Origin of the sequence: Azonexus hydrophilus (assembly GCF_905120355.1) — a bacterium.
Classification (GTDB): domain Bacteria; phylum Pseudomonadota; class Gammaproteobacteria; order Burkholderiales; family Rhodocyclaceae; genus Azonexus.
This window is the reverse complement of record NZ_CAJHOB010000005.1, coordinates 34,500-57,640: the sequence shown is the minus strand read 5'-3', so window position 1 is coordinate 57,640 and position 23,141 is coordinate 34,500. Positions and strand designations below refer to the sequence as shown.

The window sequence follows — 23,141 nt, the reverse complement described above, 5'->3', positions numbered from 1 at the left end:
GGATCATTGATGGTTTATAGATGGAGATATATCAAGTGGCGAACGTGAATGTAAGAAATCTGCCCGATGAGGTGCATAGAGCCATCCGAATCCAAGCCGCCCATCATGGCCGCAGCACCGAGGCCGAAATCCGCGACATTCTGGAGCGGGCAACCAAGCCGGAAGGGCGTGTGAAACTTGGCTCGCTCCTGGCTTCCATCGCCCGCGAGGCTGGCGGCCTGACCGATGAAGAACACTCCTTGTTTGAGAGCGCACGCATCAAGTCTCCGGCCCGTGCGGTGAGCATCGAATGATCCTGCTCGATACGAACGTAATTTCGGAGCCGCAGCGCCTGGAACCAAATGCCCGCGTCCTTGACTGGATGGACGCGCAAGCGCTGGAAACGCTCTACCTGTCCACGATCACGGTGGCTGAGTTGCGTGCGGGTGTCGCGCTGATGCCGGCGGGAAAGCGCCGGGACAGCCTGCATGAGAATTTGGAAAAGCGCTTGCTGCCGCTGTTCGCCAACCGGGTGTTGCCGTTCGACATGGCTTGCACAAAGTCTTATGCCGAGTTGCTGGCCACGTCCCGCGCTGCTGGCTTGGCCGTTGCAACGGCCGATGCTTTCATTGCCGCCATTGCCCTTGCCAACGGCTTCGCCGTCGCCACCCGTGACACCACCCCTTTTGAGGCTGCCGGGGTGAACGTCATCAACCCCTGGGAGGCACGCTGATGAGAACGTGTCAGCATGTCTTTGCGTTTTACCCGCAGTGACCAGGCCTGTTGCAAATCTTCTGAAGGCACCTGCAACCGGACTTCAGCGTTCCACCGCTGCTTCCGGCAAATCCGCCAGCAGCCGCGCCCGTTGCCGCGCCATGGCAGCCGCAGCGGCTGCATCGCCGGCATGGTTCAATCGCGCCTCTTCCAGTTGCAGCCAGTGGGCGAGGGGGCGGCGCCAGCCTTGCTGGCTGGCGGTATCGATGGCGATTTGGTAGGCGGCGGGTGGCAAGCGGCCGGCGTGCAGGAGCACGGCGGCCGCGAGCAGACGACTGAGGGGGTCGGTGATGTCGCTCAGGCTGGACGGATTGCGCCATGCGGCCTGTTGGGTAGCGGGCAGCAGGGCCAGATCGCCTTCGACCAGCTGACCGGTGAGATAGCGAAAATACGCGTTCTCGGCTTGGCCGGCATCGTCAGCCAACGGTTGGAATTCAGGGCAGGCGGGGGGCTGCAGGCTGGCGATTCGGGCGGCGCAGGCGTGTAGTTCGATCCGTGCCATGGCGCTGGCGTTGCCGGTACGGGCTGTGGCAGCGCGGGCGGTCTGGAGCTGGCTTTGCGCCAACCGGTCACGCCCTTCGAGATAGAGGCGGGCATGCTGTTCGCTGGCGCTGCGGGCGACAAGCAGCCAGTCCGGTGGCGGGGGCTGGTGGGCACAGGCCGCCAGCAGCAGGGCGCTCAAAGCCAAGGTGAAGAGGCAGCGCATCAGGGCAACTCCAGCTTTTGCTCGCGGGCAAAAGGCCATTTGCGGTTGAGCTCATCCACCATGCCAGAGACCTTGCGCAGGTTGAGATCGACCTCGGCACGCAGTGCATCGAGATCTTCGCTGGCGCCACGCACGTTGCCGCTGATGGCCTTGGCGTCATCGACAATCGGGCGCAGATCACTGCTGATGGCCTGCATATTCACCAAACTGGCATCGAGTTTCTGCAGACTGGCACGGGCATCAACCAGCAGTGCCCGGGTCTGCTCCAGGCTGGCAATGACTTTGGCCACATCCTTTTCGTTACCCAGCAGCGCGCCCAGGGCACCGTGTTTGCCATTCAGGCTGGCGGAAAATTGCTGCAGGTTGGCGAGCGTGCCGCTCAGGGCGGAATCGGCGTTGCTCAGGCGTTCCAGGTTGTCGATGAGTTTGTGCGCGGTCGCCACCAGTTCCGGCACACCGGCGGCAGCGTCGCCGATCAGCACGTCACGCCGGGCGCCATCCGGCAACTGGGGGTCGTCGAGCAGGCCGCTGTAGGCACGCAATTTGGCACTGCCGACGACATTGCGCTCCAGGGTGAAAATGGACGAGGTACGCAGCCAACGCGCCTGCGCCACGGGAATATCGAGGTGGATGTGCGCCTTGCCGTCCTCGGCCAGTTCGATCCGGCTGACCCGGCCAATGGGAAAACCGGAAAAGCTGAGGTCGCTGCCCACCGTCACCCCTTCAGCGTTTTCGGCCACCAGCAACAGTTGCTGGTTTTCCGTAAACACCCCGCGCGCCTGCATCACGTACAGCACGAACAAGACCAGCAGCGTACCCGCCAGCAGGAGGAGGGCGACGGCCTTGGTCTGGGCGTGAGCGATGGTAGGGACGCTGTGGGAGGAAAGGGGAGATTCGGACATGGCTCAGAACAGGCGCAGGGCGAGGAAGAACACCTCGACCAGCAGCAGGGCAAAAAGCAGCCGCACCATGATACGCATTTCCAGACTGGCGGGTGTCTGCTGCGTTTCAAGTACGGCGGTGGTTGGCGCCAGGCCGACCGCAAGGCCGAACCAGACGATTTTGCTCAGCAACACCAGGCTGAGTACGGGATCGAACACCTGACCGATCAGCCGGCCATAGGCCGGCAGCGCCCACGGGCTGAGGCCATGCACCACCAGATAGGCGACGACCAAGGACAGGATGCCGGCAAACACGGCCAGCACCAGCACCGCTGTTGCGTTACCGAGGACGCAAGGCAGCACATCGGCCAGCGTCGCCTGCCGGCGCACGCTGGCCTGGGCAAACTGGCGCAACGCCGGCGGCACGGCACGGGTAGCCACAAACAACGTTGCCGCCAGCGGCAGGATTTCGATGACAAAGACCCGCAACACGCCTTCCAGCGCCAGATGCGACAAACCGTAGCTGGCAGCGCTGACAGTCACCAGCCGGGTCAGCACGGCGCTGATCAGGGTGCAGGCCAGCAGGTAGCTGGCCAGGGTCTGCCAGGCGCTGCTGCAGAGCACCTGGGCGGTGCGTTGATACAGCGGTGCCTGATGAAAACGGGGGCTAAGCAGGGCCAGAGCGATCTGGGCAGAAAATAGCAGCAGGCGTTTGCTACGCAGCCACAGGCCCCACGGCCCGCGCTGCCGGATGGCGGGAAAGCTCTGCCTCAGCAGCTCGGCCATGCTGCCGCGGCGCTGCGTGCCACAACACCCGCCACCGACTCAGCCACGTTCGCTCTCCAGATGCTTGCGGCGCAGGATGGCGTCGGCAATGGCACGGCCGATGCCATCGACGTCGGGCAACTTGTTGGGGGAAAAGACGATGAGCGGAATGCCCAGGCTCTGCAAGGCCACCCGTTTCACGTCTTCAGCATTGTCGCCGTCCGGCACGGCCGTCGGCCAGACCAGTTCGATGGCTGCGACAATCGAAAAATCATGATCGCAAACGACAAAATCGACGCCCCGACCGGCCATGCGGTTCAGGCGCTGCGCTTCATGCCGCCCCCGCGCCAGCGCCAGCTGCGACACCCCGACCTGAGCAAACACCCGCATATTGGGCATGGCCTCGCACAGCCGCTGGTAAAGCTCCTGCTCGCTATCGTTCAGCAGGCGATAGGGCTTGCGCTTGGTCGGCTCGATGAAACGGGTCTGCGGATCGAGCGGGTCGGCCTTGGGCAGGGTCGAATGCACCCGCGAGTGCACCTCCGGGCGCGGATGCAGGCGGCGCTCGACAAAGCGCTGGGCGCTGTCATCCTTGGGCGAACGGCGCAGCATGAGAAACAGACCGGCGATGATGAGCGCGGTGAGCAGGGCAAGAAGAGCGACGTTTTCCATGGCGGATCGGGAGCGGTCTGGATTGCGGGGGCCACGCATTATAACGGCATGTGACGCAATGCAACAGGAATGCCGGGCGCACTGGGCGGGCTTGGTAGAATCGGCCAAAATTTCGAGTCTTTCCCATGCGCATCACACTTGTTCACCCCGCCGGCTTCAATTTCGTACCCGGCCAACCCGATTTTTCCGTCTTCGCCAACCGCATGCCACCGATTGGCATCGCCCAGCTGGCTTCCTGGCTGGAACAGTTCGGCCACAGCGTACAGCTGCACGACTGCCTCGGCCCCTACGCTCCGCCAGGAATTGCCGCCAACGCCGAGATCGTGCTGGCGACCGAGCCGGAATTGGTGGGCTTTTCCGCCACCACGTCCGGCTTCATGGATGCGGTGGACATGGCGCGCATCATCCGCGAGCAGCGACCGCAGACGCGCATCGTGTTCGGCAATGTGCATGTGTCGTCGCTGGGCGCGCCGATTCTGGAACACTTTCCGGAAATCGACGCCCTGGTCGTCGGCGAAGGCGAGGGCGCCCTGCTGGATCTGGCGGACGGCAAACCGCTGGCAACGATCGGCAACCTGATCTGGCGCGACGAGAACGGCAAGATCCGCGTCAACCCACGGCGCGACCGCATCCTCGACCTGGACGAATTGCCTTTCCCGGCGTACGAGAAACTGGCCGGCTTTCCCCACGCCTATCACCTGCCGCTGTTTTCCTACGCCCAGCGCCACGGGGCGACCATGATCACCTCGCGCGGCTGCCCCTACACCTGCTCCTTCTGCGACCGCACTGTCTTCGAGCGCCTGTACAAGACCAATTCGGCGGATTACATCTACCGCCACATGAAATATCTGCGCGACCGCTTCGGCGTCCATCACGTCAACATCTACGACGATTTATTCACCGCCAAGAAACAGCGCGTTTTCGATCTGTGCCAGCTGCTCATCGACAAACCGCTGGGCATGCAGTTCAACTGTGCCATCCGCACCGGCCACACTTCGGACGAGATGCTGGTGCAGCTGAAGAAAGCCGGGGCGCTGATGGTGTCGATGGGCATCGAATCGGCCGATCCGGAAATGATGGCCCGCCACAAGGCGGGTGTGACCCTGGACGCGGTTCGCGATACCGTGCGCCAGATTCACGCCGCCGGCCTGCGCGCCAAGGGCCTGTTCATTTTCGGCATGCCCGGCGAGACCCCGGAAACGGTGAAGACCACCAGCGATTTCATTCTCTCGCTCGACCTCGACGAAATGAACATGACCAAGTTCAGCCCGCTGCATGGCGCGCCGATCTGGGACGAATGTGCCAGCGGCACTTCGGGCGACCTGATCGAAGACTGGCGGCTGATGAACTGCCTGAATTTCGTCTATCTGCCCGAGGGGTTTTCTTCGCGCGAAGAAATGGACGCCCTCTACAACTGGCACGTGCGCCGCTTCTACGACAGCAAAGGCTACCGGCGGCGTTTTGCCCGCCGCTTGTGGCAACACCGCTGGAGCCTGTGGCACATCATCCGCCACCTGCCGCAAACCATCGCCGCTGCGCGCTATTTCAGCGCCAATCAGGCGCAGATCGAAGCCGCCAAACGCGATTTCGCCCGCCACCCACGCCAGCCGCTCGGGCTGCAACCCATGCTGTCGGAAGACCTGCAGATCGACAACCGCGTCGCCATGTCCAGCGAACGCCTGTCGCGCCGCCAGATCATGCTGCAGGTGGCGCAGGCAACGGCGGGATGCGCGCCGGACACCCCACATGGCAACGCAGAATGAAAGCCCCCGAAACAAACGCGTGCAGCTGACTGATAGCTCAGCACCCGCCTACATCCTGGGACAAGGAAAATGTTGCAATCCATGTTGCTCGGGTGCAACATGGATTGCAACATTACCCGAGGATGAACATGCCACTGACTGAGCGCCAGCAACGAATCATCGACCTGTTTCTTGAAACACCGGAGCAAACACGGTCTGTTGCAGATTTTGCGGACTTTGATGTGGGGCGGACGACTCTCTTCCGGGACTTCAAGACACTCGTGCGCGCTGGCCTGCTTCAGTCTGCAGGGAAGTCGTACCGCATCGACACAGATTCCGATGCCTATCTACGCTGGGATTTATCCCGCGCGCCACACCACCGCTCGCCAGTGCCGTACAACCCTGATCTTCTGGACGATTATCAGCCGAATTCGACATTTCTATTGAGCGATGCGCAGCTTTTGACGCTCGAACGCGCCGGCAAGGTCAAGGGCACCACCGCTGCCAAAGAAAAGGGGAAGTTGTACGAACGGGTGTTGGCATCCCTGTTGATTGACCTGACACATGCCTCCAGCAACCTGGAAAACGTCAACATCTCATGGCTCGATACCAAGACCCTCATTGAATTCGGAGAACGCCCCGAAGGCTTGACGGAGCGGCAAATCCAGATCGTTCTGAACCACAAGGCCGCAATTGCGTTTCTGAAAGATCATGGCCCCAGCCTGTCATTTGCAAAAAAAGACTTGCTGGATATCCATTCCTTGCTGATCAAGGGACTGCTCGGCGACCCGTCCGCAATCGGTGCCCTGCGCTCGGTTGTAGTCAGGTTCGACGACAGCAAGTACCTGCCGCCCGACAATCCGCACCTGCTCAGGGAAATCTTCACCACCTTCTGCGCGAAGGCCGATGCCATTGCCAACCCTTATGAGCAGGCATTCTTTGCCATGTTGTTCATTGCTTACATTCAGCCATTCCAGGATGGCAACAAAAGAACGTCCCGCATTGCAATGAACATTCCGCTGGTCAAACATGCGCTCGCTCCCTTCTCTTTCTCTGACATTCGGGGGCGAGACTATACGTTCGGCTTGCTGGCTTTCTACGAAAGAGGGCGACACCACTTTCTGGCCGATACTTTCACGGCGGCGTACCAGAAATCGGCAGCCCGCTATGGTGAGCTTGTCGCACACATCAATGACGGTGGCTTGCTGGGCACTGTCGCAGGCTGACTTTGCACCGCTTTACAGGGCGTCGGCGCACCGACGCCCCCGCTAAGCCACCGGCATCGGCAGTATAATCGCCGCCTTGCCGGGGGATGCAGTGCACGGCAAGTCACGATAACGAGAATTCAACGCGCCCCAGAGAACCGCGTAAAAATTGATGGACAGGATGCAGAAGATGGAACACGCAACACCCAGCCAGTGCGATGTGCTGGTGATCGGCGGGGGGCCGGCAGGCGCTACGGTGGCTCCGCTACTGGCGGCGCAGGGCTACAAGGTGGTGGTGCTGGAGAAGGCGCGTTTTCCCCGTTTTCACATCGGCGAATCGCTGTTGCCGGCCAATCTGCCGCTATTCGAGCAGATGGGCGTCGCCGAGGAAATCCGGGCGATCGGCATGGAAAAATATGCCGCCGAATTCATCTCGCCACAGCACGAACACCCGCAGGCCTTCCGCTTTGCCGAAGCCTGGGACAAATCCATGCCTTACGCTTACCAGGTCCCGCGTGCCGAATTCGACACCATCCTGCTGCGCAACGCCGCCCGCAAGGGCGCCGATGTGCATGAGGGCTGCCGGGTCAGGGACGTCGAATTCCTGGCGGACGACTGCGTACAGGTCAGCGCCCAGCACGATGATGGGCGCAATCAGGTCTGGCAGGCCCGCTTCCTGGTCGATGCCTCCGGCCGCGATACTTTCCTGGCCAACCGCTTCCGCATCAAGCACCGCAACCCCAAGCACAACAGTTCGGCGGTGTATGGGCATTTTTCCCATGCCCGCCGCTACCCGGGCAAAGACGCTGGCCACATCAGCATTTACTGGTTCGAGCACGGCTGGTTCTGGTTCATTCCGATGCAGAACGACGTCACCAGTGTCGGCATGGTGACCTGGCCTTACCACATGAAAACGCGCGGCAAACGCAGCCTGGAGCAGTTCCTGCGCGATGGCATCGCCACCGTTCCCTTGCTTGCCGAACGTCTCAAGGATTCGGCGCTGGTTCACGCCGTCGAGGCCACCGGCAATTTCTCCTATGTCTCCGAGCGCAACCACGGCCGCAACTACGTCATGCTGGGCGACGCCTATGCCTTCATCGACCCGGTCTTTTCTTCCGGCGTGCTGCTGGCGATGAATGGCGCCGTCGCTGCCGCCGAAGCCATTCACACCTGCCTGTCACAACCGGCGCAAGCCACGGCGGCACTGCAAGCTTTCGACCAGCGCATGCAGCATGGGCCGAAAGCCTTTTCCTGGTTCATTTACCGCATGACCAACCCGATCATGCGCGATTTCTTCATGTATCCGCAGAATCGCTGGCGGGTGAAGGAAGCCGTGCTGTCGGTGCTGGCCGGTGACATTTTCGGCAAGACACCGATCTGGCGTTCGATCGGGCTGTTCAAGATGCTCTACTACGGTGCCAACCTGGTGCAGCCGAAACGCGCCTGGCAGGCGTGGCGGCGACGTCAGGTGAACATCCGGCAGGTTGACGACCCGGACCTGATTGCCATCGACGCGGCCTTCAAGTGAGCGGGTTGCAGCTGCTTGGCGGCCCGGGCGAGCCGCTGGTTTCACGTGAAACCGCACTCATTCTGGGGGGCGCGCGCATTGGCCTGTGCCCGGACGCGGCACACACCGCGCTAGGCGCGTGGCCGGAACAGATTCTGCCAGCACGCCTGCTCGGCACCACCGCAGCGAGCTGGCAGGAGGTCTGGCAGTGCCCGCATCCCTGCCGCGCCGGCCAGCACGACGGTCTGGTCTGGCGCCGTAGCAGCGACATCCTGTACGGCGTCATCAGCCTAGACGAAGCCGAGTTTGCACACAGCGAACTACCGCCCCTGCAGGCAGCCACCGAAAGCGCCTACCGGCGGATTTTTGCCCTGCTGGCGGCAGAGCAGCTGCCGGAATTGTGGCGGGTATGGAACTACTTTGCCGCGATCAATGCAGAAACGCATGGCCTGGAACGCTACCGGCAATTCAACAGCGGGCGGCAAGCCGCCTTCATTGCCTGCCAGGCCGCACTCAGCGGCAAGGTGCCGGCTGCCTGTGCGCTGGGTGTCGCTCACGGTCCGTTGAGCATCGCCTTCATGGCCGGGAAGACTGCCGCCACGCCGGTGGAAAACCCACGCCAGGTGAGCGCCTACTTCTATCCCGCTGCCTACGGTCCAAAGAGCCCGACCTTCTCGCGCGCAGTCCTGGCCCATCCACCGGGGCAGGAAATTCTGTTCATTTCCGGCACTGCCAGCATCCTCGGCCACCAGACCGTACATGCCGGCGATGTCGCCGCCCAGACCGAGGAAAGTCTCAACAACATCCTGGCCGTGCTGGCCGAGGCTAACCGGCAAGCGCACAGCACCCCCTTCCAGGCTCAGGAACTCTGTTATCGCGCTTATGTCCGCCACGCCGCCGACCAGCCACGGGTCGCCCGCGTGCTGGCATCGGTAGTGGGGGCGGTGGACATCTGTTACGTCGAAGCCGACGTCTGCCGCAGTGATCTTCTGGTGGAGATCGAAGCTACCGGCATCCACCGGACATGAAGTTATTGTGGCGCGCCTACGAGCGGCTGGCGATGCTGCTCGGTCTGGGGGGACTGGCCGTGGCCTGCCTGGGCTGGCTGCCGTTTGCCCTGGTGCTGCACCCCTTCCTGTCGCGGCAACGGGCGCGCCATCTTGGCCGACGGGCGATTCAACGCGGCTTCCGCGGCTATGTCTGGTTTCTCGAATACTGCTGTGCCTGCCGTTTTGACCTGACGGCGCTGGACTCTCTGCCAGCGGCCGGGCCGCTGGTCGTGGTCGCCAATCATCCCTCACTGCTCGATGCCGTGCTCATCCTGTCGCGCCTGCCTAATGCCGTCTGCGTGATGAAGGCCAGCCTGCTCGACAACATCCTTTTCGGTGCCGGCGCCCGCATGGCGGGTTACATTGCCAACGATGCGCCGCTCAAGGTCGTGCTGGAAAGCCGGCAGGCGTTGCAGGAAGGCGCGCAACTGGTGATTTTTCCGGAAGGCAGCCGCACCGGCAATTTCCCGCTCGATCCCTGCCAGGCCACCGCCGCGCTGATTGCTCGCCGCGCTGGAGTTCCCCTGCAGGCGGTGTTGATCGAGTTTTCCAGCCCCTATCTGGGCAAGGTCTGGCCGCTGTTCCGCCCGCCCCGCCTGCCGCTGCGCTGCCAAGTGCGCCTGGGACAACGCCTGCCTGCCGAAGGCGACGTCATGGCATTGACACACGCGCTGGAAAACATCCTGCGCAGCGCCCGCAATCCACTGCCCGCCGAACCCCGCTGATTTCTCTTTGCCGCCCGCCATGTCCGCCACCCACCTCGTCCTCATTCCCAGTTACAACCCCGGTCCCGCCGTTCTGGCCACGGTACAGGCCGCCCGTGCGCAGTGGCCGGTGGTGTGGGTGGTCGATGACGGCAGCAACGATGGCAGCACGGCCTCGCTGCAGGAGTTGGCGGCGAGCGATCCGGGCCTGCATCTGATCGTCCTGCCCCGTAACAGCGGCAAGGGCGCCGCCGTGCTCACCGGTCTGGAGGCGGCAGCAGCGGCTGGCTTCACCCACGTCCTGACCATGGATGCCGATGGGCAACACCCGGCCGCGCTGATTCCCGATTTCATGGCCGCATCGCAGGCGGCGCCGGCGGCGATGATCCTCGGCAAACCGGTATTCGGGCCGGAAGCCCCGGCACTGCGGGTCAATGGGCGCAAGGTGTCGAATGGCTGGGCCAATTTCGAAACCCTGTGGATGGGAATCGGCGACTCGCTGTACGGTTTCCGCGTCTATCCGATTGCTCCGCTGATGCGCATCATGCGGGGCCGGCGCTGGATGCGGCGCTTCGATTTCGATCCGGAAGCCGTGGTACGCCTGTGCTGGGCCGGGGTGCAGCCGATCAACAAGGATGCGCCGGTACGCTACCTGAGTGCGGAGGAAGGCGGGGTATCGCATTTCCGCTACCTGCGCGACAACATCCTGCTCACCTGGATGCACACGCGCCTCTTTCTCGGCTTTCTTGGGCGTCTGCCGCTACTGCTGCTGCGCCGCTGGCGTACCTGAGGCCCGACATGCCAACGAGCGAACTCTACCTGCTGGCGATGAGCCTGATTTTCGCGCTGCCCTGGCTATTCTGGCGTTTGAGCGGCTGTGACTACTACGCGCCACTGGTGGTGGTGCAGATCATTGCCGGCATCCTGCTCGGCCCGGGGGTTCTGGGACAGCTTTATCCGGCCTATTACGACTTCCTGTTTACTCCCGCCGTGATCCAGTCGCTCAACGGCATTGCCTGGTGGGCCGTGATGCTGTTCGTGATGATTGCCGGCGTCGAACTGGACCTGGGTGCCGCCTGGGCGCACCGGCGCGAAAGCACGATCACGGCCGGACTGGCACTCGGCGTGCCGTTCTGCTTCGGCGCCGTGGCGGCGGCCCTGCTACTCACCACCCCCGGCTGGCTGGGGGAACAAGGCAGCAACTGGCAGTTCATACTCGGCATCGGCATGGCCTGTGCCGTGACGGCCCTGCCCATTCTCATCCTGCTCATGGAAAAGCTGGAGATCCTGCGCCAGCCGATCGGCCAGCGCATCCTGCGCTATGCCAGCCTGGACGACATCGCCATCTGGGCGATACTGGCGCTGATCCTCCTCGACTGGGGGCGAGTCGGCCGGCAGGCCCTGTTCCTCGTCCTCTTCGCCAGTGCCGCCTGGCTGTTCCGCCGCCTGATGCAGCGGGTAGCGGAAACCGATCGCTGGTATCTGGCCCTGATCTGGCTGCCGATCTGCAGCTTTGCCGCCGACTGGGCCGGCCTGCACAGCATGGTGGGGGCTTTCCTCGCCGGCGCTGTACTGGAAGCGCGCTGGTTCAACCAGGAGCGGATGGACCTGCTGCGCCATTACGTGCTGCTGGCACTGATGCCGGTATTTTTCCTGTCCACCGGCCTGCGCACCGAATGGAACGTTGCCGGCTTCACGGTGTTTGCCGCTGCCGCCTTGTTCCTGTTCGCCTCGGTCGCCGGCAAATTGCTCGGCGTGCGTCTGGCCGGCCGCATCCTGGGCTGGGGTGCCGGCGAGGCCAGCATCATCGGCTGGCTGCTGCAGACCAAGGCGCTGATCATGATCATCTTCGCCAACGTGCTGCTCGACCGCGCCATCATCACCAGCGATACCTTCACCGCGCTCCTGCTGATGGCGGTGGCCAGCACCATGCTCACCGTACCCCGGGTCAGCCGCCGGCTGGTCGGTCAGTCGGCACTGCAGGGCCGGATTTCCTGAACATTTCCCGGCGCCGGCAGCGCCTCAGGCCATGCCGCCGTTGATCGAGATCACCTGGCCGGTGATGTAGCCGGCCGCGTCGGACGCCAGGAAGGCCACCAGCGCCGCCACCTCTGCGGCGGTGCCGGCGCGCTGCATCGGCACCATCTGCCGGATGCTGGCGGTGTCGAAATGGTCGGCGCTCATGGCGGTTTCGATGATCCCTGGGGCGACGACATTGACGGTCACCCCCCGACTGGCCAGTTCCAGGGCCAACGATTTACTGGCCGCGTGCAGCGCCCCCTTGGCGGCGGAATAATTCACCTGGCCGCGATTGCCGGTCACGGCGGCAACCGACGATAGGGTGATGATGCGTCCCCAGCGCGTGCGCAGCATGGGTAGCGTCAAGGGCTGGGTGACATTGAAGAAACCGTTGAGGGAAACATCAAGCACACGGTCCCACTGCTGCGGCTGCATGCCGGGAAAGACAGCGTCGTCATGAATGCCGGCATTGTTCACCAGCACCTGGATTGCCCCCTGCTCAAGCAAGCCGGCGATAGCTTGCGCTGTCCCGGCGCGGTCAGTGAGATCGAACACGACCACCTCGGCCTGGCCGCCGGCGGCACGGATTTCCTCGACCAGTCCCTCGGCCGGGGCGGGATTCCGGTTGGCATGCAGGATCACGTGAAAACCATCGTCTGCCAGACGGCGGCCGATGGCAGCACCAATGCCACCACTGGCGCCGGTAATGAGTGCGCGTTTCATGCTGGGCTGGATTCCGGTTGGGCGACGAGCATGACGGCTGCCCGCCCGCTGAGAAGCAGGTCGCCGGCATGTTCGACACGAAAGTGATAAAGGATGTTGTGTTCGTCGCCGGACAGACGCTCGGCAACGATGTCGAGATCCTGCGGCAGATCGTCCAGCCGGTCCACGGCCAGCTGCACGCTGCGCACGCTGGCGAGGTAACCGGGGCGGGGCGGCGCGCCTTCAGGCGCCAGCAGGACACCATGTACGGCCATCGCCTGTGCCGCATATTCAATGCCGCAGGCCGCCCCCAGCCGCTCCGCCGCACGCAGGGGATTGTCCGGCTGCCGGTGGCTGCTGGCCCGACAGTGAATCTGCCCGCTATCCCAGGCCAGCACGGCATCGAGCAGACACATGCTGCCCTGATGCGGAATCCTGGCGGCGATGGCGACGCGGTCTAGCATGCAGTTAGCTCGGCCGCCAGCTGCATGGGCGGCAGATAATCGAGCACGCAACGGCCACTGCGCTGCGCTGCCAGTTGTTGCAACAGGGGCAGGGCGCGCAAGGCGGGGATCTGCCGGCGCAGGTTTTCCAGGGCCGGCACGGTGCAGGTTTGCGCCGCCTCTCCGGTCGGCGCCAGCTGCAACCGCGCCTGACTGCGCGCCCCCCGCTGCGGACTCAGCAGCAAGGCCACGCCGGCGCAATCGGGCGTGTCACGTTTGGCGTGCAGCGGCTGCGGATATTCACTGTCATAGGCAATCAGCAGTACCGGCACCTGCCCGGTAACAACCTGCGCCAGCGCATCCAGCAAGCCGGCACCGAAACTCGCATCGAAGCCGGCAATGACCTGGCAGGGCGCGGTGGCGCCCGTGGCAATGCCCCAGTAGCCGGCGGCCGCGTTATGCACGGAGTTATGAAACCGGGTGGGCGAGATCTGCCGGTCATCACCCGCCAGCTGCTCACACAGGGCGTGGCAGTTGTGACCATCGGCCCCGGAAGCGGTAAACACGGTGGCCAGGGTGGCAGCATCGACCTGGGCATCGGCACAGGCGGCCAGCCCCAGAGCAAGCGCCAGCTTGACCACACGGCTGGCCCGCCGGCGCTCGGCGGGCGGCAGCACACTCGGGGCCGGTAACTCGCTGGGTGCCGGCTGATACGGCTGCTCACCGCGTAGCACCGCACGCGCCAGCGACCAGTCGGGCAGACCGGGCGCGATCAGGGCGACGCCGTCAATCCAGGCGGCAAGGGAAGGCAGGGGAGTCGTCATGGCGAAGAAAGGCCTCAGACAGCGAGAATCAGGCTGCAGTTGCTGCCGCCAAAACCGAAGGAATTGCTCAGGACCGTGCGGGCTGCGGCCGGCTGACCGTGACGCAGGTAGTTGAGCGCGATGGCAGGATCGAGTGTCTGCGTCCCCGGACTACCGGGCAGGAAGGAGGATTCCAGCGCCATGGCGCAAATGACGGCCTCCACCGCACCGGCCGCCCCCAGGGTGTGGCCGGTGGCCCCTTTGGTCGAGCTGCACGGGGTATGCGGGCCGAAGACGGCGGCAACCGCGCATCCCTCGGCGGCATCGTTGGCTGGCGTAGCCGTGCCGTGCAGGTTGATGTAATCGATTGCCGCCGGCGGCAGGCCCGCAGCGGCGAGGGCAGCCAGCATCGCCTGACGGGCGCCGCGCCCTTCCGGATGTGGCGCCGACATGTGATAGGCATCACTCGATTCGCCCACACCAAGCAGGCGCACCCCTTCTCCGTTGCCGGCAGAAGGCCGTTCGAGCAGCGCGAAGGCCGCCGCTTCGCCAATCGAAATCCCGTTGCGCGCCGCATCGTAAGGTTGGCAGGGCTGCGCCGAGGTCAGCTGCAGCGAGGCAAAGCCGTACAACGTGGTCAGGCACAGGCTATCCACCCCTCCCACCACCGCCGCATCAATCGTACCAACGGCGAGTTGACGGGCGGCGGCGGCAAAGACCTTGGCGCTCGATGAGCAGGCCGTTGAAATCGCCAGCGCCGGGCCACTCAGCGCGAAATAATCGCGGGTAAAGGCGGCCAGAGAAAACGAGTTGTGCGTATCGCGGTAGTTGAATTCCGCCGGCAGCGCACCGCTCTCCGGGTCGCGCTGACGATAGGCCAGCTCCGTCTGCAGGATGCCCGCGGTACTGGTGCCGAGAAAGACACCGACCCGCTCCGGGCCATAACGCTCACGTGCCGCCAGCACGGCAGCAGCAAAACCATCGCCGAGCAGCCCCAGCTGGGTCAGGCGATTATTGCGGCAGTCGTAACGGGCGAGTGGTTCAGCCAGGGTGATTGCATCGACACCGGCGACCTCGCCGATCCAGGTGGCAAGCTGCACCGTCTCGAAGGCACAGGGGGCGAGTCCGCTCTGTCCCGCCCGCAGGGCTTGCCAGTTGGCAGCGCGGCCGTGGCCGAGGCAGGTGGTGAGCGTACTGGCAGTGATTTGGCAGGGAGAAAACATGCCCGGATTCTAGCAGAGGGTCTTGGCCTGGCCGTCCGGCAGGCGGCAGACCAGCATGATGTTGGCAAAGGGCTTGCCTTCGTTCATCGGCGCCGTCTCGACTTCGAAACCCAGGCGCTGCAACAGGGCAACCCACTCCTGCAGCGACCGGCAATAGAGTTGCGGCAGACGGTGGCCGCGCACGAAGGTCACCACCCGATCCACCAGATTGCACAGATGGAAGGGCAGGCCAGCCGCCGCATCGCCCACACGGGTGAGGAACAGGCCACCGGGATTGAGCGCATCGCGGATACGCGTCAGTACCTGCTCCTGGTGGGCATGGTCGAAGTAATGCAGGGCATCGAGAATGGTGACCACATCCACCTTGCCGAAATCGACGTCATTCATGTCGCCCTGTTCGATGCACAGCTCAGGATGATTGCTACCGAAGGCCAGGGCGGCACGGTCGACGTCTTTCTGCATCAGTTCGACCCCGCGCAGCTGCGTCGGGGCGGGCGGCGGCGGCCAGTCATCCGGCCAGCAGCCACGCTGGTGCAAGCGGCGGGCCGCCAGCAGACAGGAAAACAGGCTGCCCTGACCACAGCCGAGATCAAGGTAGCGCCCACCCGGCGGCAGGATGCCGCGGCGCAGCAGTTCGCGGAAGATGCTGTCGGAAGACAGCTTGCCGCGGGTGTAGTGGTAAGCAAAGCGGCCGGCCGCACGAAAGGGCTGGCTGGCTTCATCGAGCAGTAAAGGCAGAAATTTTTGTGGTGTCATGAACAGGCGGCGTGCAGGGTGACCGTGGTCAGGCCCTGCTGGTGTAAAAGATCAAGAAGTGCGGGCAGGGTGTCGAGGATGACGGCACGCCCGCTGCTGCCACGCGCGGCGTTGCCATCGTGCATGAGCAGGATGTCCCCGGCGCCCAGATTTTTGCTCAGCCGGGCGAGGACAATGTTGGCATCACCACAGCGGGTATCGTACGGACGCCGAGTCCAGGCCGCCAGGTGCAGGTCCAGCTCGGCCAGCACCGGCTCCAGAAAGGGGTTGCGCAGACCGGCCGTCGCCCGGAAAAAGCGGGGCAACTGACCGCTGATGTCGGCCAGGCAAGCCTGGGCAGCGGCAATATCGGTACGCAAGCGTGCCGGGCCGAAGAAAGCGAGAGTCTTGGCATGCGCGTCGCCGTGATTCTCGACACGGTGGCCACGCGCCACGATTTCCCGGCATAGCGCCGGATTTTCGCGCGCCCGGCGACCGATGCAGAAAAAAGTGGCGCGGGCGCCCGCGGCATCGAGCAGATCGAGCACCTGCGGCGTCACTTCGGGGTCTGGCCCATCGTCGATGGTCAGCGCCACGGCATCCGTACAGCCCGCGGGCAAGCGGGTCAGATTGGGGCCGAGCAGGGTCGAGCGCGGCAACAAGCCGGCCGTCGTCAGCACAGCATGGTTGGCAGCCAGCGCAGCCAGCCAGCCCGGCCAGTGCTGCGGCGCGGCCAGCAGCCCGGCCGCCGCCGCGCCATGTACGGCAAAGGTGGCGTACAGCGTGGGAGTCGGTTGCCAGCGCCGCGACATGGTCAGCAGCCCTGACTGATGCGGCGCGGCGCGAACATCGCCGACAGCAGGAAAACGATCAATGCCCCCGGACCGACCGTGACCCCGATCGCCTGCAGCACCGGCACCTGTGACAGGGCCAGGGTGCCAAAGCCGATGGCCGTTGTCAGGGTGGCGATCAGGGTCGAGTTGAGGGTGCCGGGATCATGCCGCCCATCTTCGGCCAGATCGAAGAACAGGGAGTAATTCGAGCCCACAGCGACAATCAGCAACAAACCGATCAGATGCAGCAGATGCAACGCCTGCCCCGCCAGATGCAGACCGGCGACCACGAACAGCACGGCCAGCACCAGCGGCAAGGTGACGGTCACGAAGCGGCGCGGTTGCCGCAGGACCACGGCCAGCGTCAGAAGCACCGCCGCCACACCGGCCAGGGAAAGCAGGATGGCTTCATCCAGATAGCTGGCGTAGAGCGCATCGAACTCGCCCTTCATGTCGATGAACAGGGCATCGCTGCCGGCCAGCGCCGCCTGCACCCGCGCCACCGGAATGCTCAGGTCACCCCCCGCAGCCGGATGCAGCGGCAGCAGCACGCTCCAGCCATGCTCGTTGTGCAGGGTCAGGGCGCTGACCGCCAGTTCCAGATGGCTGCCAGCCAGGGCCTCGCGTGTCAGGACGGGAGCCACACGGGCCGCCGCCACATCGTCGATGAACGCCTGCAGGCGCGCGGCCGATAGCGGCAAACCCTCGCTGGCATCCTGCAGTCGCCGGGCCAGTTCGCCCGGTTCCGGCAGGGCGGCGCGGCGGGCCGCCTGGGTCGCCTGGCTGGGCAGGAAACGTGTTGGTGAGTCGTAGCCCGCCAGGGTGCCATCCGCCACCAGCGGCTCAAGGCGGGCCGCCGCCTGCTCGGCCGCCTGCAGCACGCTTTCCTGATCGGCCGCTCGCACCACCACGAAATAGCGCGAATCGGCGGTTCCCAGATCGCTGCGCAGTTCACCATCGGCCCGAGCATCCGCCGTACTGACCGTACTCAGGGCAGAAATGTCGGCCTGCCACAACGTCTGCCGCTCGACGACGATATAGGTCAGCGCGACCAGCGCCAGCACCAGCATCGGCCAGCGCGCACGCGGCAGGGCGCAGATCCAGTTCAGGGCCAGCGGTGGCCGTTCAGCCAGACGACCGGGCAGGGGGCCGGCCAGATCCGGCAAGGTGTAGCGGGCCACCAGGGCGGCGGCAACAACGCCGGCAATCGAATACAGACCCAGCTGTGCCAGCCCCGGGAAACCGGAAAACAGCAATGCCGCGAAACCAAAGACGGAGGTCAGCACGCCGAGACGCACCGTCGGCCAGAATCGATGCCGCCACGCCGCCACACCGCTGCGGCCGGACTGCACGAAATAATAGGTGGAATAATCGACCGCCTCACCGATCAGGGCGGCACCAAACCCCACGGTAATACCGAACACCGTGCCATAAGCCAGGGCCACTGCCAGCACCCCCGCCACAACGCCGCTGAGAATGGGCAGCAGGCTGAGCAGGATCAGGCGGGCCGAGCGGTAAACGGTGAACAGCACGGCAAAGATGGCCAACATGCTGATCAGGGTCAGGCGCTGGATGTCGTCCTTGATGGTGGCCCGCGCATCGACGGCAAACTTGCCCGGCCCGGACAAAGTCAGGCGGAAATCGTCGCCAAAACGCGGGGATAGCGCCGCAAATGCTGCGTTGAACGCATTCAGCGCAGCTTCCTGACCATCGGTATCGGAACCCAGCGCCCGCGTCTGCGCCAGCAGCACGGCCCGCTCGCCGTCTGGCGAGACCCACACACCGTGGCGGCTGGCCGGCTGGGCGCTGGCGTTGAGCTGACGGATCAAGGTCGGCAATTCGCCGGTTGGATCGCGCGTCAGGTAGGGCTTGAACAGGGCGCCCAGTGGCGACAGCAAGAAATCGACGCTGTCCGTGATGGCCGCACGCAGGCCCGCCTCGGTAAAGCGTTCCGGCGTTACTGCCGGGCTGAGGACATAGCGGTGCGCCAGCAACAGGTCACGGTCGCGGTCCAGACTTTCCTGCACCCCGTTCTCCACCGAGATGAAATGCTCCGTCTGCAACAACTGCTGGCGCAGGGCCTGCGACAAGGCGGCACGGCGCTGCGCATCACCGCCGCTGATAGCGGCCATGAGCAGGCGGGTCACCGCACCTTCGCGGATCTGGTCAACCAGTACCTGCTGCTCCGGCGTCGGCTCGCTGGGCAGGAAAAAGCTCATGTCGGCGTTGAAGCGCGCCTGGCTGTAAATCAGCCACAGCCCGACAGCCATCGCGGCCAGCCAGATCAGGGCACTTTTCAGGGCCGGCCGCATCACTGCCCTCCGCTCGGCTCGATGCGCAATTCGGTGCGATCACCATCGGCCTGCAGATATTCAATGGCCCGCAGCTGCCCGCGCGAGCCCTGCACCGTGATGCGCAGCACCAATTCGGCAATTTTCATGTCGCGCGGCAGCAGGGTCAGCGTCCATTGGTCCAGCCGGCCGGCAAGGTGCAGGCTGTAATTCTGTTCCAGCGCCTGCCGGTTGCCAGCGAGGATGCCGCGAATGCTGTCGATGAACGCCAGCGCCTGGGGTTGGCTGGCCAGATCGATACTGAGCGTCTGACGATCCCGCTGCAGGCTGAGGCGGTTGCCCTCCAGCAACAGGGTTTCCTGCTTTGGCGACAGCGTCCGTTTCTCCAGGCGGCCGGGCGGGGTGTAAGTCATCTCGCCGCGTGCCACCAGCGGCTGATCGAGTACGGCCAGGTGTTTGGTTTCGACAAACCGCGCCTTGCCACCCGGATGGGCGACCAGATGGCGCATCAGATCGCCCAGATCGAAAGCCGCCGCCGGCAACGGGGCAAGGCAGGCAAAAAGACAACACAGCAGGGCACGGCGCATCAGGAAGTTTTCCAGAAATCGTAAAAATTGAACCAATTGTAGGGCGTCTGCCGGCAGTGCTGGCTCAGTCGCTCGGCGTAACGTTCGATGGCGGCATGCATGGCCGCTTCGCGTTCGGCAGGCGCCACCCGGGAAAAATCGGCCAGCGGCTCGAGATGGATGCGATAACGCCGCCCGCCAAGATACAGCGCCGCCATGAAAAACACCGGCCGACGCAGCAGGGCGGCAACTTTCCACGGCCCGAGCGGGAACGCCGCCGGCTGACCAAGAAAGGAGGCGAGATGGCTGGGATCGTCACCCAGACCACGGTCGGCCAGCATGCCGACCAGATGCCCGGCATCCAGACGATCGCGGGCCGCCAGCATGGAATCCGGCTGGCCCAGCGACAGGATGTCTTCTTGCGCCTGCGGGTTGATGGCCGCCAGGACCTGGCCGATCTTGCGTGCGTTGTCGGCATGCATCAGCATCGTCACCTCCAGCCCGGCGCGCTGCCGGCCCAGCGCCCGCAGCGCTTCGAAACTGCCCAGATGGGCCCCGATCAACAGGGCACCCGGCTGCTCGGCCAGCGCCGCAAGCAGCGCCTCGGCGCCCTGCACCTCGATCTCGAACAGGTCGGCACGGCCATTGAGAAAATAGACCCGGTCGTGGATGGTGCTGGCAAAGCTGAGGATGTGCTGGAAATGATCGCGCCAGCCCGGAGCCCGCCCCAGCGCCCGCTGCAGGTAAGGACGGCTGGCACGGCGCGCGCGCGGCGCAAACAGGGTGAAATACAGGGCAATGCCATAGAGCACCAGACGACTCACGCGCCGTCCGCAGGTCAGCGAAATCCAGACCATGAGACGCAAGGTGGGCAGGTTGCTGCGTTCGCGCTGCGTACGCCAGACGGCTTTACCACTCATGGCGCGGCAACCGCCTGCAGTTTGCCACTGGCGACGGTATGTCCGTCCGCCTCGACGGCAAAGGCAACATCCCCGCGCTCACCGGGCGTCAGTGTGAATTGCAGCTGCGCCCCGGGACCGACCGGGCGCAGGAACTTGCTGTGCACGATCTGCCAGCCGCACGCCGGCCGCATACGCTGTGCACATAGTATTGCCTGATCGAGGATGAGCACGCCCGGCACGATCGGGCGCCCCGGAAAGTGTCCGGCAAAGGCAGGGTGATCGACGGGCACCTGCCAGATGTGGTGGTACGCCTGCTCACTCATGCATGGCCTGCTGGTAAAGGGTTTCCAGCGCCTGCTGGGTAAGCTTGCCGGTGCTGTTGCGCGGCAAAACGTCGAGCAGGCGCAATGGACGGGGCAGGAAAACGGCATCAATGCGCTGGCGCAGCGCCGCCAGCAGACCCTGCGACGACAGCCCGGGCGCAACGACGAAAGCCGCCAGACGCACGACATGCTGTCCGGGGCGCCCAGCCGGCAGGTAGAACGCTGCGTCGCGCACTCCGGGAATGGCACTGATCTGGTGATTGAGCCACGCCAGCGACGTACGCTTGCCCGCCACGTTGATTATGTCCGCATGCCGCCCCAGCAGCTCGAAACGCCCATCCGCCAGCCGTTCGATCCGGTCACCAAGCGGCACCCGCCCTTCGACATGACGACCGCTGGCCAGAATCTGGCCGGCGGCATCTTCCAGCCGCACCCCCGCCAGCAAGGTCCACGCCGTATCCTGTGTCGGGCGGCGGCTGGCCAGCTGGCCGCTTTCCGTCGACCCGTAAATTTCCAGCAACGGTGCGCCCAGCGCGGCCTCGGCACGGGCCGCCAGCTCTGGCGCCAACGGCGCGGTAGCGGACACGATGCCGTCAAGCGCCGGAATATCGATGCCGGCATCGAGCAAGGTTGCCAGATGAAACGGTGTCGTCACCAGCAAACGGGGCCGGGGTACAGCGGCCAGCGCAGCGGTGATGTCCTGCGGATAGAAGGGCTTGCCCGCCCAGAACGGCGAGGCGGCCTGCAAGGCGGGCAAGAAGCTCGACTCGAAACCGTAGCTGTGCTGTGCCGGCACCGTCGCCACGATGTGCTGCGGCATGTGCGCCAAGCCCAGCGCCTGGGCACCGGCCTCTACGTTGGCGACCAGCTTGCCCCAGGTCTTGCGCTGCGCCTGCGGCCGGCCGGTGGAACCGGAAGTAAACAGAATGGCCACCACCCGGTCGACGGGAATTTCCGGCTGCTGAGTGATTCCGTCCGGCTGCGCCAGACTGAGGTCGGGCAGCGGGAAGTCACGCAACGCCGGCGGCAACGCGCTGTCGTCGCCATCGCGCAGACACAGGCTACCCGGGTAATCGGCTGCAATTTCGGCGAGTGTTTCATGCGCATGCGATGCCGGCTGCAGGCTCACAGCATCGAGCAACAGACCCGCCACGAAACCGAGCGCAAAGTGGTAACGGTCGTTGCATAAATTGACGATTCCCGCCCCCGGCGCCAGGTGCGGCGACATCTTTTCCGCCAGCAGGGCAGCCTCCGCCAGCAGGCGGCGGCGGCTGCGCGACACCGCCCGCCCGCCTTCGTCACGCCAGGCCACAGGGAGATCAAGGTCGTCGCTGCTGAACAGCGGCAGGCGGCAGGCTGAATTCATGAGCCGCTGCGATTACCGGATTGCATGCCGCGATAGGCGCGGATCGAGGCGACCAGGCCGGAACGGTCTTCCGGCAACAGTACCCGGCGACGCAGCAGCAGTTCGCCGAGGAAGAAGAGGGCAATCAGCGGCCAGGTCAGTAAATTGGCATGTACTGACCAGATCTCGCGCGGCGCCAAGAAGAAGAGCAGGGTGGACAGCAGCGCATTGCACGCGAGAAAAATGCTCCAGGCGGCCGTCACCTGGCGCGTGTAGCGCTCGTGCCGGGGCGATAGCGGCGCGCTGTGCAATTGCCGGGCAATGCGGGTGATGAGCGCATCCCCGGGCGTGAACAGGCTGCGTCCGAAAAGCCAGGACAGGCCCAGATGCATCCCCAGATGCTGCAGGTAGTAGAGCCAGGCGACATCCTGACGCAAATGCGGCCAGAGCAGGAACAGCAGGGCACCGAGACCGCCCCCAATCAGGCCGCGCCAGAACCAGCTCAGCGGCCGCGCCACCACGGCCGCGATGAACACCAGCGGCAGACAGCCCAGGGCCGTATTGAAATCGGCCGGGCCGTGTCCGGCGCTGGCGTAATGCGCAGCCACGGCCCAGGCCGCGCACAGCAGCAGCACGGCCAGACCGCGCCAGAATTTAGTCTGGCGACTCGGCATTACTGCGTGCGCTGGCTGGCAATGTGTGCCGTCAACGCGCGCAGGGAAGCAAAGATACGGGTGTTGTCGGCGTTGTCCGAGCGCAGCTGGAAACCGTAACGCTTGGAGATGACCAGGGCGATTTCCAGCACATCGATGGAATCCAGCCCGAGGCCGTCGCCAAAAAGCGGCGCGTCGGGCTGGATTTCGTCTGCCGTCACTTCGAGATTGAGCGCTTCGACGATCAGCTGGGCGACTTCCGGCAGCAAGGCAGCAACGGTTTCCGGCGTGGGAGCAGTAGACATGGGCAATCCGTGAG

General features: G+C 64.5%; 26 protein-coding genes. 9 read left to right on the top strand and 17 right to left on the bottom strand.

Features of this window, described 5'->3' with window-relative positions; translation table 11 throughout:
- Window positions 1-35 precede the first annotated feature (35 nt).
- Complete coding sequence (locus JYJ39_RS05105; RefSeq protein WP_205202617.1) at window positions 36-293, top strand: FitA-like ribbon-helix-helix domain-containing protein; 258 nt, start codon at window positions 36-38, stop codon at window positions 291-293.
- Window positions 290-712: a type II toxin-antitoxin system VapC family toxin gene (locus JYJ39_RS05100; RefSeq protein ID WP_205202616.1), complete on the top strand. Its 423-nt coding sequence runs from the start codon at window positions 290-292 to the stop codon at window positions 710-712. The genes JYJ39_RS05105 and JYJ39_RS05100 overlap by 4 nt, the downstream gene beginning before the upstream one ends.
- Window positions 713-796: 84 nt before the next feature.
- Here JYJ39_RS05100 and JYJ39_RS05095 read toward each other — a convergent pair whose 3' ends face one another.
- Genes JYJ39_RS05095 through JYJ39_RS05080 form a run of 4 tightly spaced genes read right to left on the bottom strand, consistent with a single transcriptional unit; the run spans window position 797 to window position 3,777 of the window.
- Window positions 797-1,459, bottom strand: coding sequence for a hypothetical protein (locus tag JYJ39_RS05095; RefSeq protein WP_205202615.1), 663 nt, complete (start codon window positions 1,457-1,459; stop codon window positions 797-799).
- Window positions 1,459-2,361, bottom strand: coding sequence for an MlaD family protein (locus JYJ39_RS05090; protein ID WP_205202613.1), 903 nt, complete (start codon window positions 2,359-2,361; stop codon window positions 1,459-1,461). Before JYJ39_RS05090 ends, JYJ39_RS05095 begins: the two co-directional genes overlap by 1 nt.
- A 3-nt stretch (window positions 2,362-2,364) precedes the next feature.
- Window positions 2,365-3,126 (bottom strand): ABC transporter permease, encoded by a 762-nt coding sequence (locus JYJ39_RS05085; protein WP_205202611.1) that lies wholly within the window; start codon window positions 3,124-3,126, stop codon window positions 2,365-2,367.
- Window positions 3,127-3,165: 39 nt separating this feature from the next.
- Window positions 3,166-3,777, bottom strand: coding sequence for a DUF2726 domain-containing protein (locus JYJ39_RS05080; RefSeq protein WP_205202609.1), 612 nt, complete (start codon window positions 3,775-3,777; stop codon window positions 3,166-3,168).
- A 125-nt stretch (window positions 3,778-3,902) separates the two neighbouring features.
- Between JYJ39_RS05080 and JYJ39_RS05075 the strand changes: the two genes are divergently transcribed.
- The 7 genes from JYJ39_RS05075 (at window position 3,903) to JYJ39_RS05045 (ending at window position 11,982) form a co-directional block, all read left to right on the top strand.
- The gene (locus tag JYJ39_RS05075; protein ID WP_205202607.1) at window positions 3,903-5,540 is read left to right on the top strand and encodes a B12-binding domain-containing radical SAM protein; all 1,638 of its coding nucleotides are present in this window, start codon (window positions 3,903-3,905) and stop codon (window positions 5,538-5,540) included.
- Window positions 5,541-5,668: 128 nt separating this feature from the next.
- Entirely contained in the window at window positions 5,669-6,745 is a 1,077-nt protein-coding gene (locus JYJ39_RS05070; RefSeq protein WP_205202604.1) for a Fic family protein, read from the top strand.
- Between the two features lie 169 nt (window positions 6,746-6,914).
- On the top strand, window positions 6,915-8,252 hold the full coding sequence (locus tag JYJ39_RS05065; protein ID WP_240189553.1) for an NAD(P)/FAD-dependent oxidoreductase: 1,338 nt from the start codon (window positions 6,915-6,917) through the stop codon (window positions 8,250-8,252).
- The gene (locus JYJ39_RS05060) at window positions 8,249-9,259 is read left to right on the top strand and encodes a hypothetical protein (protein ID WP_240189552.1); all 1,011 of its coding nucleotides are present in this window, start codon (window positions 8,249-8,251) and stop codon (window positions 9,257-9,259) included. The genes JYJ39_RS05065 and JYJ39_RS05060 overlap by 4 nt, the downstream gene beginning before the upstream one ends.
- On the top strand, window positions 9,256-10,005 hold the full coding sequence (locus tag JYJ39_RS05055; RefSeq protein ID WP_205202602.1) for a lysophospholipid acyltransferase family protein: 750 nt from the start codon (window positions 9,256-9,258) through the stop codon (window positions 10,003-10,005). Before JYJ39_RS05060 ends, JYJ39_RS05055 begins: the two co-directional genes overlap by 4 nt.
- Before the next feature lie 19 nt (window positions 10,006-10,024).
- Window positions 10,025-10,774, top strand: a complete 750-nt coding sequence (locus JYJ39_RS05050; RefSeq protein WP_205202600.1) for a glycosyltransferase family 2 protein — start codon at window positions 10,025-10,027, stop codon at window positions 10,772-10,774.
- A gap of 8 nt (window positions 10,775-10,782) precedes the next feature.
- Entirely contained in the window at window positions 10,783-11,982 is a 1,200-nt protein-coding gene (locus JYJ39_RS05045) for a cation:proton antiporter (RefSeq protein WP_205202598.1), read from the top strand.
- A gap of 24 nt (window positions 11,983-12,006) precedes the next feature.
- On the opposite strand, the gene fabG is transcribed toward JYJ39_RS05045, so the two are convergent.
- Genes fabG through JYJ39_RS04980 form a run of 13 tightly spaced genes read right to left on the bottom strand, consistent with a single transcriptional unit; the run spans window position 12,007 to window position 23,127 of the window.
- The gene (fabG, locus tag JYJ39_RS05040; RefSeq protein WP_205202596.1) at window positions 12,007-12,726 is read right to left on the bottom strand and encodes a 3-oxoacyl-ACP reductase FabG; all 720 of its coding nucleotides are present in this window, start codon (window positions 12,724-12,726) and stop codon (window positions 12,007-12,009) included.
- Complete coding sequence (locus JYJ39_RS05035; protein WP_205202594.1) at window positions 12,723-13,169, bottom strand: hotdog family protein; 447 nt, start codon at window positions 13,167-13,169, stop codon at window positions 12,723-12,725. The genes fabG and JYJ39_RS05035 overlap by 4 nt, the downstream gene beginning before the upstream one ends.
- Window positions 13,163-13,972, bottom strand: coding sequence for a beta-ketoacyl synthase chain length factor (locus JYJ39_RS05030; RefSeq protein ID WP_205202592.1), 810 nt, complete (start codon window positions 13,970-13,972; stop codon window positions 13,163-13,165). The genes JYJ39_RS05035 and JYJ39_RS05030 overlap by 7 nt, the downstream gene beginning before the upstream one ends.
- Window positions 13,973-13,986: 14 nt before the next feature.
- On the bottom strand, window positions 13,987-15,174 hold the full coding sequence (locus JYJ39_RS05025) for a beta-ketoacyl-[acyl-carrier-protein] synthase family protein (protein WP_205202590.1): 1,188 nt from the start codon (window positions 15,172-15,174) through the stop codon (window positions 13,987-13,989).
- A 9-nt stretch (window positions 15,175-15,183) separates the two neighbouring features.
- Complete coding sequence (locus JYJ39_RS05020; RefSeq protein ID WP_205202587.1) at window positions 15,184-15,930, bottom strand: class I SAM-dependent methyltransferase; 747 nt, start codon at window positions 15,928-15,930, stop codon at window positions 15,184-15,186.
- Window positions 15,927-16,721: a polysaccharide deacetylase family protein gene (locus JYJ39_RS05015; RefSeq protein ID WP_205202585.1), complete on the bottom strand. Its 795-nt coding sequence runs from the start codon at window positions 16,719-16,721 to the stop codon at window positions 15,927-15,929. The genes JYJ39_RS05020 and JYJ39_RS05015 overlap by 4 nt, the downstream gene beginning before the upstream one ends.
- 2 nt (window positions 16,722-16,723) lie before the next feature.
- Window positions 16,724-19,054: an MMPL family transporter gene (locus JYJ39_RS05010; protein ID WP_240189551.1), complete on the bottom strand. Its 2,331-nt coding sequence runs from the start codon at window positions 19,052-19,054 to the stop codon at window positions 16,724-16,726.
- Window positions 19,054-19,620: an outer membrane lipoprotein carrier protein LolA gene (locus JYJ39_RS05005; RefSeq protein ID WP_205202581.1), complete on the bottom strand. Its 567-nt coding sequence runs from the start codon at window positions 19,618-19,620 to the stop codon at window positions 19,054-19,056. The genes JYJ39_RS05010 and JYJ39_RS05005 overlap by 1 nt, the downstream gene beginning before the upstream one ends.
- Window positions 19,620-20,519: an acyl-CoA synthetase gene (locus tag JYJ39_RS05000; protein ID WP_205202580.1), complete on the bottom strand. Its 900-nt coding sequence runs from the start codon at window positions 20,517-20,519 to the stop codon at window positions 19,620-19,622. The genes JYJ39_RS05005 and JYJ39_RS05000 overlap by 1 nt, the downstream gene beginning before the upstream one ends.
- Window positions 20,516-20,824: a 3-hydroxyacyl-ACP dehydratase FabZ family protein gene (locus JYJ39_RS04995; protein WP_205202578.1), complete on the bottom strand. Its 309-nt coding sequence runs from the start codon at window positions 20,822-20,824 to the stop codon at window positions 20,516-20,518. Before JYJ39_RS04995 ends, JYJ39_RS05000 begins: the two co-directional genes overlap by 4 nt.
- On the bottom strand, window positions 20,817-22,190 hold the full coding sequence (locus tag JYJ39_RS04990) for an AMP-binding protein (protein ID WP_205202577.1): 1,374 nt from the start codon (window positions 22,188-22,190) through the stop codon (window positions 20,817-20,819). Before JYJ39_RS04990 ends, JYJ39_RS04995 begins: the two co-directional genes overlap by 8 nt.
- Window positions 22,187-22,843, bottom strand: coding sequence for a hypothetical protein (locus JYJ39_RS04985; protein ID WP_205202575.1), 657 nt, complete (start codon window positions 22,841-22,843; stop codon window positions 22,187-22,189). Before JYJ39_RS04985 ends, JYJ39_RS04990 begins: the two co-directional genes overlap by 4 nt.
- Window positions 22,843-23,127, bottom strand: coding sequence for a phosphopantetheine-binding protein (locus tag JYJ39_RS04980; protein WP_205202573.1), 285 nt, complete (start codon window positions 23,125-23,127; stop codon window positions 22,843-22,845). The genes JYJ39_RS04985 and JYJ39_RS04980 overlap by 1 nt, the downstream gene beginning before the upstream one ends.
- Window positions 23,128-23,141 lie beyond the last annotated feature (14 nt).